General features: G+C 69.6%; 13 protein-coding genes and 1 pseudogene. 3 read left to right on the forward strand and 11 right to left on the reverse strand.

Features of this window, described 5'->3' with window-relative positions:
- Positions 1 to 42 precede the first annotated feature (42 nt).
- The 5 genes from ACIPYQ_RS17900 to ACIPYQ_RS17920 form a co-directional block, all read right to left on the reverse strand.
- Positions 43 to 1,113 carry an LLM class flavin-dependent oxidoreductase gene (locus tag ACIPYQ_RS17900; RefSeq protein WP_401252013.1) on the reverse strand — a complete coding sequence of 357 codons (1,071 nt, stop codon included), beginning with the start codon at positions 1,111 to 1,113 and terminating at the stop codon, positions 43 to 45.
- A 25-nt stretch (positions 1,114 to 1,138) separates the two neighbouring features.
- Positions 1,139 to 2,299 carry a hypothetical protein gene (locus ACIPYQ_RS17905; protein ID WP_401252016.1) on the reverse strand — a complete coding sequence of 387 codons (1,161 nt, stop codon included), beginning with the start codon at positions 2,297 to 2,299 and terminating at the stop codon, positions 1,139 to 1,141.
- Positions 2,289 to 3,509, reverse strand: coding sequence for a hypothetical protein (locus ACIPYQ_RS17910; protein ID WP_401252019.1), 1,221 nt, complete (start codon positions 3,507 to 3,509; stop codon positions 2,289 to 2,291). The genes ACIPYQ_RS17905 and ACIPYQ_RS17910 overlap by 11 nt, the downstream gene beginning before the upstream one ends.
- Complete coding sequence (locus ACIPYQ_RS17915) at positions 3,506 to 4,909, reverse strand: diaminobutyrate--2-oxoglutarate transaminase family protein (protein ID WP_401252022.1); 1,404 nt, start codon at positions 4,907 to 4,909, stop codon at positions 3,506 to 3,508. The genes ACIPYQ_RS17910 and ACIPYQ_RS17915 overlap by 4 nt, the downstream gene beginning before the upstream one ends.
- A gap of 130 nt (positions 4,910 to 5,039) precedes the next feature.
- A complete protein-coding gene (locus ACIPYQ_RS17920) occupies positions 5,040 to 6,326 on the reverse strand; it encodes an acetyl-CoA carboxylase biotin carboxylase subunit family protein (protein ID WP_401252025.1) in 1,287 nt (428 codons plus the stop codon).
- A gap of 210 nt (positions 6,327 to 6,536) precedes the next feature.
- Here ACIPYQ_RS17920 and ACIPYQ_RS17925 point away from each other — a divergent pair.
- Positions 6,537 to 6,987 (forward strand): annotated as a pseudogene (locus ACIPYQ_RS17925) (transposase); the annotation flags it as partial.
- 585 nt (positions 6,988 to 7,572) lie between these two features.
- Here the strand turns inward: ACIPYQ_RS17925 and ACIPYQ_RS17930 are convergent.
- The 3 genes from ACIPYQ_RS17930 to ACIPYQ_RS17940 all read right to left on the reverse strand — a co-directional run bounded on the left by ACIPYQ_RS17930 (position 7,573) and on the right by ACIPYQ_RS17940 (position 9,544).
- Positions 7,573 to 8,565 (reverse strand): pirin family protein, encoded by a 993-nt coding sequence (locus ACIPYQ_RS17930; protein WP_361752647.1) that lies wholly within the window; start codon positions 8,563 to 8,565, stop codon positions 7,573 to 7,575.
- 119 nt (positions 8,566 to 8,684) lie between these two features.
- On the reverse strand, positions 8,685 to 9,155 hold the full coding sequence (locus tag ACIPYQ_RS17935) for a hypothetical protein (RefSeq protein ID WP_362241047.1): 471 nt from the start codon (positions 9,153 to 9,155) through the stop codon (positions 8,685 to 8,687).
- A 17-nt stretch (positions 9,156 to 9,172) separates the two neighbouring features.
- Positions 9,173 to 9,544 (reverse strand): hypothetical protein, encoded by a 372-nt coding sequence (locus ACIPYQ_RS17940; RefSeq protein ID WP_401252029.1) that lies wholly within the window; start codon positions 9,542 to 9,544, stop codon positions 9,173 to 9,175.
- 398 nt (positions 9,545 to 9,942) lie between these two features.
- Here ACIPYQ_RS17940 and ACIPYQ_RS17945 point away from each other — a divergent pair, with 398 nt between their 5' ends.
- Complete coding sequence (locus ACIPYQ_RS17945; protein WP_401252710.1) at positions 9,943 to 11,604, forward strand: helix-turn-helix domain-containing protein; 1,662 nt, start codon at positions 9,943 to 9,945, stop codon at positions 11,602 to 11,604.
- Between the two features lie 25 nt (positions 11,605 to 11,629).
- On the opposite strand, the gene ACIPYQ_RS17950 is transcribed toward ACIPYQ_RS17945, so the two are convergent.
- The 3 genes from ACIPYQ_RS17950 to ACIPYQ_RS17960 all read right to left on the reverse strand — a co-directional run bounded on the left by ACIPYQ_RS17950 (position 11,630) and on the right by ACIPYQ_RS17960 (position 13,619).
- The gene (locus tag ACIPYQ_RS17950) at positions 11,630 to 12,598 is read right to left on the reverse strand and encodes a helix-turn-helix domain-containing protein (RefSeq protein ID WP_401252032.1); all 969 of its coding nucleotides are present in this window, start codon (positions 12,596 to 12,598) and stop codon (positions 11,630 to 11,632) included.
- A gap of 84 nt (positions 12,599 to 12,682) precedes the next feature.
- A complete protein-coding gene (locus ACIPYQ_RS17955) occupies positions 12,683 to 13,141 on the reverse strand; it encodes an SseB family protein (protein ID WP_361752657.1) in 459 nt (152 codons plus the stop codon).
- Between the two features lie 91 nt (positions 13,142 to 13,232).
- Positions 13,233 to 13,619 (reverse strand): winged helix-turn-helix transcriptional regulator, encoded by a 387-nt coding sequence (locus tag ACIPYQ_RS17960; protein ID WP_401252035.1) that lies wholly within the window; start codon positions 13,617 to 13,619, stop codon positions 13,233 to 13,235.
- Between the two features lie 114 nt (positions 13,620 to 13,733).
- Between ACIPYQ_RS17960 and ACIPYQ_RS17965 the strand changes: the two genes are divergently transcribed.
- The gene (locus ACIPYQ_RS17965; RefSeq protein WP_401252038.1) at positions 13,734 to 14,369 is read left to right on the forward strand and encodes an NADPH-dependent F420 reductase; all 636 of its coding nucleotides are present in this window, start codon (positions 13,734 to 13,736) and stop codon (positions 14,367 to 14,369) included.
- Positions 14,370 to 14,462 lie beyond the last annotated feature (93 nt).

Here is a 14,462-nt window from a genome sequence, read left to right on the forward strand (position 1 = left end):
GCCTCTTTCAGTGAGTTGAGTTCAGCGGGCTTGAGCGAGCAGTCATGACTGCAGCTGCGCGTCACGCTCCAGCTCACGGATGAGGGGCACCACGTGGGTGAAGAAGGTCCTCATTTCCGGCCGGGTCGGCCAGCCGGAGAAGATGAACTCGCTGATGCCGGCGAGCTTGTACTGGAAGAGGTAGTCGGCCACCTCTTGGTAGCTACCGACCAAGCACAGCGCCGGGCCTCCGCGATAGGGGACGGCGCCGGTGTAGATGTAGGGCGAGAGCCACTTTCCGGAAGCCTGATCGGCGAGCCGGAAGGAGGACTTCACCGCTTCGGAGTCAACGTTCTTGACGAATTCGCGGATCCACGCCTCGTGTTCGACGTCGGGGTCGCCCATCAGCTCGGCGAGTTCGGCCAGGGCCTCCTCGCGAGTCTCCCGGGCGAGCACATGCATCCGGGTGCCGACCCGGCAGCCCCCCTCGATCAACGGCAGGCTTGCCTGCCGCATCCCTTCCGGGGTGTCGCCGTAGCGCATCCAGCAATCGCCGTAGCTGAGGGCGGTCTGCTGCGCCACCTCCGAGGCACCGCTGATGTAGATCTCCGGACGCTTGCCGCCCTTGTAGCCGAGGTGCAGTTCCGCGTCCTTGATCGTGTAGTGGTGCCCGTCAAAGGTCTGCGGGACCTCGCCCTCCCAGAATTCCCGGAGGATGTGGAGGAACTCACCCGATCGGGCGTACCGCTGGTCGTGGTCCAGGAAATCACCGTAGCCGGCCTGCTCGGCCACCGAGATCCCGGCGACCACATTGAGGGAGAGGCGGTCGTCGGACATCCAGGAAAGGGTATTGACGATCTGCGTGAAGAGCGTCGGCGAAAGGAGCCCCGGGCGGTACGCGAGCATGAACTTGACCCGCTCCGTCTGCTGGGTGAGGGCCGCGATGATCGGCACGGGATCCGGCAGGTAGTGCCCGATCCCGAACAGGAGGCTGTCGACGCCGAGTTCCTCGGCCTCCTTGACGAAGTCGGTGATTTCGCCCATGTCCAGGGCGCCGAGCTTGTACTTCTCCGTGGGCTTGGCCTGACCGCCCCCGTCCGTCGGTACGTCCCAATGGATGCGCAGCGGTTCCACTGTTTTTCTCCTCATTCTGAAAGATTTACGGGTTGGTGCCGGCGGAACCGATGAGCAGTCCGCTGTTGGCCGAGCGGGCCTTCGGTGCGAGGCGCGCCGGATCCGTGGAACCGGGCTGCTGATACAGCCGGGCGTGTTCGCGCCGGACGTGGGCGTCCACCTCGTCCAGTGGGACCAGCCACCGCCGGGCGGTGCCGTCCGGTTCGACGACCGACATCAACCCGGTTCCGTGCACGGCCTCGGCCGATACCCCGGCGTCGGCCAGGGCTTCGGCCACACCACGCTGGTCACCTGTGAACGCCAAAACGGGCTCGGCGGAGGGCACTGCCACGGAGACGAGTCCCGTCTCCCGCATCAGCGTGGCGACCTGGTCGGGATCGACACCGGTTGCGAGCCGGAAGACCTGGGCCTTCCGGTCACCGACCACCGTGGTCGTGCCCGCCCCCGGACCCACGACGGTTCCCCGGTCGTTGCCCAGGGACCGGCACGCGATGGCAACGCCGTACCGCCTGGCCGCCGCCACTGACCCGCCGAACAGGACCTTGGCCCCGCTGTCCGACATCGCTTCGCACTGCGCGTAGGACAGCTCCGGCATCAGCCGGGCCGCGGGTTCGGTGTAGGGGTCGGTGGTGTACACACCGGGGACATCGGAGTAGATCTCACACTCGGTGACGCCGAGTGCCCCGGCGATGGCGACCGCGGTGAGGTCCGAGCTGTTGCGGCCGAGCATGGTGATGCGGCCATCGGGCCGTACCGCCTGGCCGCCGGCCAGCACGACGACCTGATGCTCGGTCAGCGCTTTCAGCACGGGCGCGGGGTCGATCGTGACGATCTTCGATCGGGTGGCGGTGTCATCACCGACGATGCCCAGCTGGTGCGCCCAGAGATCGATCGCCGTACTCCCCTGCGCGTGCAGGGCGGCCCGGAGCAGCGTGGCGCTCAGCATTTCGGCGGTGGCCAGCGCCTGGTCCTGCACCTCCGGCTTCAGGTCCGGATCAACGGCCAACGCCGCCTCGAGCAGACGTCCGGTGGAGCCGGACATCCCGCTCACCACGGCGATCACCCCGGTGCCGCCATCGTTGGTCATCTCGATCAGATGAGCAGCGACCCGGGCGTAGTCCGCCAGCTCCAGGAAGGACGATCCACCGAACTTGACGACACGCAGGTGCTCGGAGTCACGCGGCATCGTTCACCATCCTCGACGACGAGTTCGCTGCCTGCGCGCCCTCGGACGTGCGCCTCTTCTCGCCGCCGAGCCCCCATTCGGTGGGCTTCTCCTGGCTCAGAATCGTGAACACCCGGCCGATGGCGTCGTTCATCCCCCAGACGTCGGTGTACGCGGGCCACTTGGGGTGTCCAGCGTCGATGTCGTGCTGACGGGCGTATGCCGCGCGTACCCACTCTTTGGTCGAGGGCCGTCGGTGGTGGAAGTCATGCTGAGCGAGATCGCCGGGTACGACGAGGGCCCGAGCCGGGATGTGGTAGAAGGCGAGGCGGGCACCCCATCGGAACCAGGCACCGAACGCGGCGGACAGGCCAAGGCCCGTCGGCGGCAGCGGATCACCGCAGAACCGTCCCCAGGAGTGCGACACGTGGAAGGCCCGGCCGCTCAGGCTGCCGTCCTTGGCCTTGAACCAGGCGTGCTCGCTGAGGAACTCCAGCAGCGCGACGACCTGGTACAGCGGGATCATCGGGACGAGCACGGCGACGGTGAACTCCCACCACACCCCTTGCCAGGTCACCACGCCGAGAACGCTGGCAAGGTAGGCGAACCCCATGACGCGTCGGTACGGCGCACAGCGGACGAGGTTCTGGGCCAGCCGGGTGTACAGGAACTCGGCATGAAACCGCGGGGACACGATCATCAGGGCCAGCCGGCGCCACAGCTCCCGGGTGGACATCCCGGGCCGGAAACCGAGCACGAGCAGGTGCTGGATGGTGGGATCCGCGAGGGTCGCGAAGGTTTCCTTGCGATGGTGGAGATTGACGTGGTCCTCGTAGTACTGATCCGCGTCGTCGGTGCATACGAGCGTGGACAGCACCTGGTGGATCAGTCGGTCCTGCCGTATCCGACCGGTGAAACGGGTGTGGATGGCGTGGTGCGCGATCACCGTCGAGCACACGCGCGACGCGGACACGGTGATGCACCAGGACAAGGGCAGCAGTGCGAGCGTCCAGAGCGGACCCCCTGCGACGATCCACCAGGCACTGCCGATACCGGCCGCGAGTGCGACGAGGTCGCAGAGCAGGTAGGTGACAGGGTTCAGGCGAACCAGTGGCTGCTGGCCGGGGAGCGCTTTACCGGTGATCCACGTCCAGCCGTGCTGCGTCCACCGGGGGAAGCGCTGATAGGAAGCTCTGATCTCTTCCGAACGTACTGAGGATGTTGCCGTCATACGAGGATCCCTTCCTGCTCGTGACTGCCGTCTTGGCGGCCGGCGTGGGCACCGAGCGCTTCGGCGCTCACTTCGGCGAAGGCCGCGCCCAGGATGTTCAGGGCCTCCTGAGCCTCCCCGCGGCTGAGGTTCAGGGGCGGCAGGAACCGGGCGACACAGTCGTCCCGTCCTGCGAGCTCGAAGAGCAGCCCCCGGCGGAGCGCAGCCATCCGGACCCGGCCGGCGACTTCGCTCGCAGTCCAGCTGCCGACCGGGTTCAGCTCGACACCGAGCATCAGCCCGCGCCCCCGGACCTCGCCGATCATGGGGCCGATGGCGTGGTTCAGCTGCAGCGCATCCAGTCCCGCACGGAGGAACTCCCCGATCTCGAGGACATGCGCCAGCACCTCATCGCGCTCGACGATCCGCATGAGGGCGGCACCCGCAGCGAAGGCGAGCTGGTTGCCGCGGAAGGTTCCGGTGTGCGCGCCGGGCGCCCAGCCGTCCAGCCGCTCGTCGTAGATGATGACCGAAGCCGGGTGGCCGCCGCCCAGGGCCTTGGACGAGACGATGACGTCGGGTTCGATCCCGTACTGCTCGAAGGCGTACCACGTACCTGTCCGCCCGCAGCCGGTCTGCACTTCGTCGACCACCAGCGGGATGTTCAGCTCGCGCGTGATCCGGCGAAGCTCGGTGACGAACTCGGGCCGGGCCGGGACCACCCCGCCTTCGCCCTGAACCATCTCGAGCACCACAGCGGCCGGGAGGCGTACACCGCCGTTCGGATCAGCCAGCAGATTCTCCAGGTAGCGCACGCAGTTGACCTGGCAGCTGTCCGGGTTCAGAGCCAGCGGGCACTTGAAGCAGTACGAGTACGGGAAGAACGTCGTACCGGGCAGCAGATTGTGCAGGTGCTCCTTTGAGCCACGCAGCCCGGTGATCGCAAGCGTGCTCTGCGTGCTGCCGTGGAAGCCGCCGTGGAACGAGATCACATCCGCCCGCCCGGTCGCGGTCTTGCAGAGCTTCAGCGCAGCATCAATTCCGTCCGCACCGGTCGGCCCGCAGAAGTGGATCTTCATTCGGTCCCGCATTGCCTCGGGCAGCATCCCCAGGAGCCGGGTGGAGAACTCCGACTTCGCTTCGGTGGGGAAGTCGAGCATGTGGGAAGCGACATTCAGCTGCGCCTGTGCGGCGGCGATCAGTTCGGGATTGCTGTGGCCGAGAGCAAGCACGCCGGCCCCGGACAGAAAGTCGAGAAACTGGTTTCCGTCGACGTCGTGCAGATAGGAACCTTGTCCACCGGCGACCGCGATCGGCGTGTGTCGCGGATAGGTACGGGCCGAGGACTCATTCCGCTCCTGCTGCTCCAGCAACCGCCGCGAAGCGGGCCCCGGGAGACTGGTGACAACGGACGCACTCACGACGAATTCCTTTCGCCCCACTCAGGAGCCGGGTTTGACTGCTTGATGCCCTGGTCGAGAGGGGCGACGAATGCGAGGTGGAGCGGGTCGCGCGCAATCCCGCTGAGCCGTTCCGCTCTGCTTTCCGCCATCACGGTTCAACGCTGAAGAGGTTCTGGCTGTGTGCCGCCGCCAGCTCCGCCACCCGCGCCTGGAATTCTTGGGAGTCACCAGGACCGCGCCCGTGCTCGAAGCACTCGATGACGCCCTCGCGCCCCAGGTAGGAGGTCGGCGGGCGGGAGTGGTCGCCGGGCTTCGCCGTCACATAGAGCGCGCGCTCGACCGGATCAAACCCATGCGGCCGGTGTACACCGGTGATCGTGCCGCCGGCGGCCTTGAGGAAGCCGGTCGCCGCGATCCCTTGTGGCGTGTCGGGGATCGGCGGCAGCTCTTCGATCGTCCGGCGGTACGCCGCAATGTGCAGGTCGTACGGGCTGAAGCCGTAGACCCGATCGATAAGGTCCATGATGCCGTCGCCGCCAGGACGGGCCCCGACCTCGACCACGCTCAACTCGTCCCCGTTGACCAGGATCTCGACGTGGGCGATACCGCGGTCGATGTGGAGCGCCTCGCATGCCTTGAGCGCGAGCTCGCGCAGTGCAGCGTTGCCGGTCTCCCGGCTCGGCACCAGCTGGCCGGTCTCGGCAAAGTACGGGGGTGCGCTCTTGTTCTTGTCGGTGACGGCCAGCACCGCGCGGCTGCCCTCGTAGTTGATGACCTCGACAGAGACCTCGTGCGTCGAGACGAAGAACTCCTCCGCCTGGAAGCGTCCGTCAGTGAGATCGAAGGTCCCGGCGACCTCCATGAGCGAGGAACGGCAGTGCTCATAGGCGTCGTCGAGTTCGTCAGCCGCGTTGACCCTGATGATCCCGACGCTCCCGGCGAAGTCCCTCGGCTTCAGCACCAAGGGGAACTCCAGCTCCGCGGCTATTGCTCGCAGCTCCTCAGCGGTGGAGAACAACCGGTGCCGGGCGCAGGAAACACCAGCTTCTTCAAACGCCACCTTCATCGTGTGCTTGTCCCGCGAGCGCCGGAGCGCTTCGTCGGAGAGCGCCGGCAACCCGTAGTGGTGGGCAATCGCCACCGAGGCGTGCAGGTTCATCTCGTAGATGGGGACCACCGCGTCCGGTTTCAGGCCGGTCTGCCGCTCGAATTCCTCCACTGCCTTCAGCGCGGGCTTGGCTTTGTAGCTACTGGCCGGGAGGACGTGGTCGAAATACCGGTTCGCACCGGAAACGGGATCCTCCGTCATACCAATCACCGGGCCGGGATAGGCACGCAGGGCAGAAACGATGGCTCGCTCACGCAACATCAGATCGGCACCGAGCAGCAGAAGGTACCGGTCCCCGTTAGCGTGGGCACGCTGCAAACTGAACATGGACTTCCTTAGCGCGTCGTCACCATGATGTGGCGAGGTTGTCCGTGGTGGTTCCCGAAACGTTCCCCCTCCGATACTGAGAGGGCGTTAAGTCCCGTTCTTGGGTGATGGGACGGTTCCGTCCTCGCGTCATGTCGTGTGCATGACGGGGTCGCAGGCGCGGAACGGATGCCGTACGCAACCGACTTGTCCGACGAGCAGTGGGCGTAGATCGAGCCACTGGTCACCGCGTGGAAGCAGGAGCGGGTGGCGCGGTCTGCGACCGGGGCCCCGGGCTCCTGCGACCTGCGCGAGATCGTGAACGCGCTGCTCTACCAGAACCGGACGGGCTGTCAGTGGCGGCTCCTGCCACACGACCTCCCGGCCTGGTCTGCGGTGTTCTCCTACTTCACCCTGTGGCGCCAGACGGCCTTGACCAGCGGATCCAGGAGATCCTGCGCTGCCAGGTGCGGGAGCGGGCCAGACGATGAGAGGACCCGTCCCTGGTGATCACCGGCACCCAGTCCGTCCGCGTGACGGCCGGTGTGCCGAAGGACACGACGGGACTGGACGCGAACAAGCAGACGCCCGGAAGAAGCGCGGGCTCGCCGTGGACGTCCTGGACCAGGCGGCCGAACGATGCGGGCTGCGCCTGGAGAAGGCCCTGGTCGACCAGGGCTTCAATCGCCACGGGCAGTCTGGGGACCGGCGCCTGGGTGGCCGGAGTGCTGATCACACTCAACACGGCCTGGTGGCGTTCACCCAGACCGTCGCCACGCGCTGGATCGAGCGCCACCGGGCCACCCGTGTCATCGCGCTGGCCTCCCTGGTCAACGCCGTGGCCTTCGGCGTGTTCGCCGCCCTCAGCCTGGTCCCCTCCTGGGCCGTTCCTGCGGGGCTGCTGGGCACGGTCGTCGTCCACACCCTCGCCGAGGTGCTCGGTTCCCCGTCCATGGGCGAAATCAGCGTCTACATGGCACCCGCGCACGCGCGCGGCCGCTACCTGGGCGTGTACCAGCTGTCGTGGTCGCTCGGCGGGGCCGTCGCGCCGGTGGTGCCGACCTCGCTGCTGGACCTGGTCCCGTCTGGCCCTGGCTCTGCCTCGCCGTCCTCAGCCTGCCGGCGATCCCCACCGTGCTGAGCCTGGAGGGCGGCAGGATCCCCGCGGAGGACAGCCCGGATGCCGGCGCCCTAGACATGAGGGAGCAGGCCCGGAGCGTCGCCCCGGGCCTGCTCCCTCGATGCTGCGGCTCTGCGGCGCGGCCGCTCAGTCCTCCGCGTCGCCGGCGCCGCGGTGGCCGAGTCCGGTGCGCGCGGTGGTGGGGATGCGGCCCAGCCGGCCGGCCTGGAAGTCGTCGAAGGCCTGCTGGAGTTCGTGCTGGCTGTTCATGACGAACGGACCGTAGTGCGCCATCGGCTCCCGGATCGGGCGGCCGCCGAGGATCACGACCTCCAGGTCAGGGGCGTTGGAGTCCTGGGACGCGTCCGCCCGCAGGGTGAGCGAGCCGCCCTCGCCGAAGACGGCCGTCTGCCCGGTCTGGACGGGCCGGCGGTCCTCGCCGACCGAGCCGCGTCCGGCCATGACGTACGCCAGCGCGTTGAAGTCCTCGCGCCACGGCAGGGTGATCTGCGCGCCCGGGGTGACGGTCGCGTGGATCATCGTGATCGGGGTGTGGGTGATGCCCGGGCCCTGGTGGCCGTCGAGCTCGCCGGCGATCACGCGGAGCAGGGCACCGCCGTCCGGGGTGGTCAGCAGCTGGACCTGGCCGCCGCCGATGTCCTGGTAGCGCGGGGGCATCATCTTGTCGGAGGCCGGGAGGTTCACCCACAGCTGGAGGCCGTGGAAGAGCCCGCCGGACACGACGAGGGACTCCGGCGGGGCCTCGATGTGAAGCAAACCGCTACCGGCAGTCATCCACTGGGTATCGCCGCCGTTGATGACTCCGCCGCCGCCGTTGCTGTCCTGGTGGACGAAGGTTCCGTCGATCAGGTACGTGACGGTCTCGAAGCCGCGGTGCGGGTGCCAGGGCGTGCCCTTGGGCTCGCCCGGTGCGTACTCCACCTCGCCCATCTGGTCCATCATGATGAACGGGTCGAGGTACTGGTAGTTGATCCCGGCGAACGCGCGGCGCACCGGGAATCCCTCACCCTCGAACCCACCGGGGGCGGAGACGACGGCCAGCACCTTGCGCGGGACGGCGGCCTGCGGCTCGGCCACTCGCGGGAGCGTCAACGGGTTCTCAACAGTCACTGCGGGCATGGTCAGGACCTCCTTCTGCTTCGAGTTTAGTTGAAACTCGAACTTTCTGCCACACCCCGCAGAACAGAAGGAGCCCGGGGGGAATTCCCCCCGGGCTCGGATCAGGCACGCGGTGCGGCTCAGCCCCACTCGACGTAGCAGTTCACACCGTCGGACTCCCGGTAGCAGTGCGCGTTCTCCGCGTCGTTGATCTTCGTGTAGATGCTGGCCCCGACGCGGTGCCAGGTGCCGTGCATGTTCAGCCAGTAGGCCTCGTCACGCACGGTGAAGGCGTCCGTGTCGCTGTACACGGTCCAGCTGTACGTCCTGCCGTTCATGCTGGTCGTCCAGCAGTTGCCGCCCGGATTGACCGGGTTGCTGGCGCTGCCGCCGTCCCAGTTCCAGATGGAGCAGCTGCTGCCGCGCCCGACGTTCGTGGCGGCGATGTCCTTGGCGATGATCAGGTTCTGGATGCTGTCGTGCCGGATGACGTCGCCCCCGACGACGGCGGGGGCCGGCGGGACGGCGTGGGCGGGGGCGACCGCGGCGAGCAGACCGCACGCCGCCGCCGTCGCGACGGCAAGACTCCGGAGCACCGTCTTGCGGGCCATGAGGGCCTCCTTCATGTTCACGAGGACGCGATCCGGATCGAGTTGATCGGGGTGAGGTTCTCCGGCCAGCCGTCGCCGGGCTTCATCTTGGGCAGGCAGTCCGTCCCGTAGGAGGTACGGCAGAGCTGCACCGTCCAGCCGTGGGTCTGGTTGTTGTAGACGATGTGGGACCCCCACTGGTTGTAGAGCTTGTGGACGCCCGCAGTCCGGTACTGGTTGGTCGGCTTCGTGTCCCATCCCGCGTTCTGTCCGTAGATGCACACGTCGCCCTCGGGACACTGGAACGAGTCCGCCTGCGCCGGACCCGCGCCGAGCACCCCCATACCGAGCGCCATGACCCCGGTGGCCACCGCTGCTGCGGCCTTCTTGCCGATCGACATACGTGCCATTTGCCATCTCCTTGATCCGAATGAGCGGGGCCCCCGTGACGCCCCCCGTGACGTCCCCCGCGGCACTGATGTTCCATCGCGGCACAGCCGCGCCGCGATGGTTTCGTTCCTGACCGAAAGGTCGCAGGCCGGTTGCGTTGTAGCCATTTGTCTGCGATGGATTTCAGCCCCTCGCCGAGACACAGCCTGAGAGAGAGCACTGCGAGGTCGCAACCGATTCGACTAGGCTGGGACGCTGGGATAGTTCATCCGCTCTGACCTGCGGAGATGCCGTGTCCTGGGACGCGAGTCCGGCACGGAGGGGGGAATCTTTCGTGAGTGAATCCGCCAGAGGGCGACCGGAAGGCACGCCACCGGGGGCGCGTGACCACGCCAAAAGCCGGCAGGATTTCGCAGACCTGCTCACCGAACTGAAAGACCGGCGCGGCCACAGTTATGAAGCACTGGCCCGCAAAGCGCACATGAGCCGCTCGTCCGTGCACCGATATTGCCGGGGAACCATCATTCCCGTGGAATTCGGAGCGGCGGAGAGAATCGCCCGGATATGCGGGGCGACTCCCCGCGAACTGGCGGACCTCTACCGCCATTGGGCGGCGGCCACCGCCCTGCAGACCGAAACCGAAGCCGAGGCCGAGACGGAGCCGGAGCCGGAGCCGGAGCCGGAGCCGGCGGTGCAGGCCGTACCGGTGCAAGCCGTACCGGTCCAGGCCGAGCCGTCACCGGCCGTGCCCCGTACGGCGCCGTCCCCGCCCGGCGGCGCCCGGCTGGCCCTCGTCTCCGTTGCCTTCGTCCTGCTGTGCGTGGCTTCGCTGAGCGGATCCACGCACGCCACGGCCCCGCGGGCCGTGTCCCGCCCCCTCCCCGCAGCCACGGCCACGGCCGGGCCTGGGCCCGCGCCCTGGGCCCAGTCACCGGTCCCGGTGTCGGACGGCCTCTTCGGCATGACCCTCAACTCCAGCACCGGCGCCATGCCCACGTTCCAGGTCGACACCGTCCGCCTCTGGGACACCCGTACGAGATGGGCGAACATCCAGCCGCGGCGCGGCACCTACGACTGGTCCATCCTCGACCGGCTCGTCGCCGGCGCGAACCAGGCGGGCCTGCCCGTGGTCTTCACCATGGGCGGGACTCCCGACTGGGCCAGCCCCCACGGCCCCCGCGCGGCGTACGACGACGGCTCGCGCACCAGCCCGCCCGACGACCCGGCCGACTGGCGGGCCTTCGTCACCGCCGTGGCCGAGCGCTACCGGGGCCGCATCGACGCGTACGAGCTGTGGGTCATGGGCAACGACGCGCGCTACTTCAGCGGGAGCCTGGAGACCCTGGTCGACATGACCCGCAGCGCGAAGGCCGTCCTCGACGCCGTGGACCCCGACGCGACCGTCGTCTGCCCGTCCATGGGCCGGCTCTGGGAGCCGGACGCCCTGCGCGCGCTGGAGCGGTTCGCCGAGCTCCGCGGCTACGACTCCTGCGACGTCGCCGGCGTCAAGCTGCACCAGCGCACCGCCACGGACCCGCCCGAGCAGGTGCTCGGCCTGGTCGAGGAGATCGACCGCGCGCTCCACCGGGGCGGCGCGCACCCCAAGCTGTGGAGCACCGGCACCTTGTACGAGGTCGCCCTGCAGAAGCCGCTGGACGAGAACACCGCGTCCGCGCACGCCGTCCGCTTCTTCCTCGTCGGCCTGTACGCGCGCTACCCGCGCATGTACTACTACAACTGGGGCGGCACCAAGATCCCGATCGTGATGCAGCCGGAGGGACAGCCCCCGACCCGGGCCGCCCTGTACGTCGAGGAGCTGCGCCGCTGGGTGCACGGGACGCGGATCCACTCGTGCGGGACCGGTGTGGCCGCCGGGCTCCCGGTCGGCGTCTGGCAGTGCCGCTTCGACCGGGACGGCTCCGAGCAGGTGATCGTCTGGCACGCGACGGGCACCGCCCGCATCCCGGCCCCGCGCGAGACGGCGGCGGTGCACCGCCTCGACGGCACCGTCTCGGCCCTCGGCGGCGACCGTACGGTCGAGGTCGGCACGCTTCCGGTCCTGCTCACCAGGGCCCCCTGACCCCGGTTCGGCGCGCCCGCGCGGCTCAGCCGCCGCTGCGCAGCAGGTCCGCGCCCAGGCCCGTCACCGAGTGCAGGACCGCCTTGCCGTCCCGCTCGGTGGTGATCAGGCCGGCCGCGCGCAGGGTGCGGGTGTGCTCCGAGACCGAGGGGAGGCTGATGTCGAGGTCCCGGGCCAGTTCGCTGGTCGTGCGCCGCCGCACCAGCTGCTGGAGCACCGCCGCCCGGGTCCGGCCCAGCAGCGCGTCCAGCGCGCGCTCCGCGGGACCTGAGCCGACCAGGGGCAGCGGGGTCATCGCCGGGTGCATGAGCACGGGCGGCCCCTGCGGGCCGCCCGGGCCCTCCGCGACCAGCGGGCGGCCCGTCCAGAACGGCGAGGGCATCAGCAGCAGCCCGCGCCCGCCCAGCCGGACCTCGTAGTGCGGCGGCCCGTCGACCTCCAGGACGGTGCCCGACCAGCCGGCCCGCGGGTGCGTACTGGCCAGGCACGCCTTGATGCCGTGGGTGGCCAGCAGCCGCGTGCGCCAGGCCACGTCCGCCTGGAAGGACTGCCGGATCCGGGACCAGTGCGGGGCCACCACGACCTCGTGGGCCGCCCCGAGCGCCCCGCACAGCTGGTCCCACGCCACGCCGTCGCGGCGCCACAGTGCCCGCAGCCAGGAATCCGGCCCGGGCGCCCGGGCGGCGGCGCGGGCGAGCTGCTCGCCGGTCAGCAGCGGTGCGGCCTCCCGTACGGCGGCGAGCCCCTGCGCCAGCGTGGACGCGTACGGCTCGACGAACTGGGGGTTGTCACCGTCCGGGCGCACCAGGTCCAGCAGCGGGCGCACCCGGCCCGGCAGCTCCCGGCCGGTCCTGCTCCGCCAGCGGCCGAAAACCGCCGGTTCGTCGGTGCGCTGCCAAGCAACGAGCGCCATGGCCAGCTCCACCATCGGCAGCGGCTCGCTCGCGAAGGTGACGTGGAACAGGTCCTCGGCCGTGAAGTGCACCCGCAGCATCGCCCCGCCCCCCGTCAGGCTTCAGCCGGTACGGCTAGCCATCTGCACAGCAATGGCGTCTAGCCACCTGCGCAGCAATGGCGTCTAGCCATACATGCGGCGCATGGCGAAGTCGACCATCTGCTCGACCGCCTTGGCGTCGAAGACCATCCGGTGGTCGCCCTCCATGTCGAGGACGAAGCCGTACCCGGTCGGCAGCAGGTCGATCACCTCGGCGCCGGTGATCACGAAGTACTTGGACTCCTTGCCGGCGTACCGGCGGAGCTCCTTGAGCGTGGTGAACATGGGGATGACCGGCTGCTGCGTGTTGTGCAGCGCCAGGAATCCGGGGGTCTCGCCGCGCGGGCAGTAGACCTTCGAGGTGGCGAAGATCTGCTGGAAGTCCTCCGCGGAGAGGGAGCCGGTGGTGAAGGCCCTGACCGCGTCCGCGAGGGAGGGTGGGGACGGCTCCGGGTAGAGCGGCGGCGCCTGCTGCGCGTAGCCCTGCGGGGGCTGCTGCGCGTAGCCCTGCTGGGCACCCGGGTTCTGGTCGTAGCCGTACATGGGCCGAAGCCTACCGAGCCCGTGGCCCGGGAGGACGCCGAGTTCCGGTCAGCGACCCGTCCGGGGGGCGCCCGGTGGGCGGGTCCCCGCGTCAGCGCGCCTCGTACCGGTCCTGCGCGTCGAGCACGTCGTCCGCGTACCGCGCGGCCCAGGCGCCCATCGCGCGCATCGGGGTAAGCAGTGCCGTACCGGCCTCCGTCAGGGCGTAGTCCACGCGGGGCGGGGCCTCGGCGTACGGGCGGCGCTCGACCAGGCCGTTGAACTCCAGCCGCCGCAGCGCCTCGTTGAGCACCTTCGGGCTGATCCCGCCGATCCGCGCGACCAGCGCGCGCGGCCGCATCGGGCCGGTCGCGCCGAGGGTGAAGACGACGACGCTGTCCCAGCGGTTGGCCAGCACCTCGAACGCGACGCGCGCCCGGCAGTCCGCCGTGTGGACGAGGTCCGGCAGGCCCGCGGACGGATCGGTGAACTTCTCCATGCCCGCCATCCTGCACCCGCCGATGGACACCGGATGGTGTGCGTCGGCCTCCGTAGCGTCGGCACCGGAGCAGTACGGCACTACCGGACTACCGGACTACGAGAAGGAGAGACCATGCGGATCGGTGTCATGGGTACGGGGGCGATGGCGGCGGCGCTGGGCGGCGCCTGGGCGCGGGCCGGGCACGAGGTGTTCGTCGGCGGCCGGGACGGGGCGGCCGCCGCCGCGCTCGCCGGGCGGATCGGAGCGGCCGGACACGGGTCGCCGGCCGCGGCGGCCGCGTACGGGGAGGTGGCGCTGCTCGCCGTACCGGCCGGGGAGGCCCCGGCGCTGGCCCGGGAGCACGCGGCGGCGCTGGCCGGGCGGACCGTGGTGGACTGCACGAACCCGCTGGAGCCCGGGCCGGGCGGGGTGATGCTGTCCATCGCCCCCGGACGGAGCGTGGCCGCCCTGATCGGGGCCGCGGCGCCCGGCGCGCACGTGGTGAAGGCCTTCAACCTGGCGCACTCCAGCGTGTGGGAGCGGCCGGCGGGCGCGTTCGGCGCCGTCCCGCCCGCGGTGCCGTTCTGCGCGGACGACGCGGGGGCCGCGGGGCGGGTCGTGGAGCTGATCACCGGGATGGGGTGGAGCCCGATGCCGGCGGGCGGGCTGGACCGGGCGGCGTACGTGGAGGCCACGGCCGCGTTCGCGATCGGCGTGTGGTGGGCGGGCGGCTCGCCGCGCCTGGCCTTCCCGGAGGCCCTGGCTTGACGCTGGTCACAGTCGTCAGGGGTTGCGCCTTATTACCGACGGGTAGCATCATTACGTTACCGATTGGTATGTACGAGGAACCTCTCTCCCCGA

The organism is Streptomyces sp. NPDC090045 (genome assembly GCF_044747975.1).
Classification (GTDB): Bacteria; Actinomycetota; Actinomycetes; order Streptomycetales; family Streptomycetaceae; genus Streptomyces.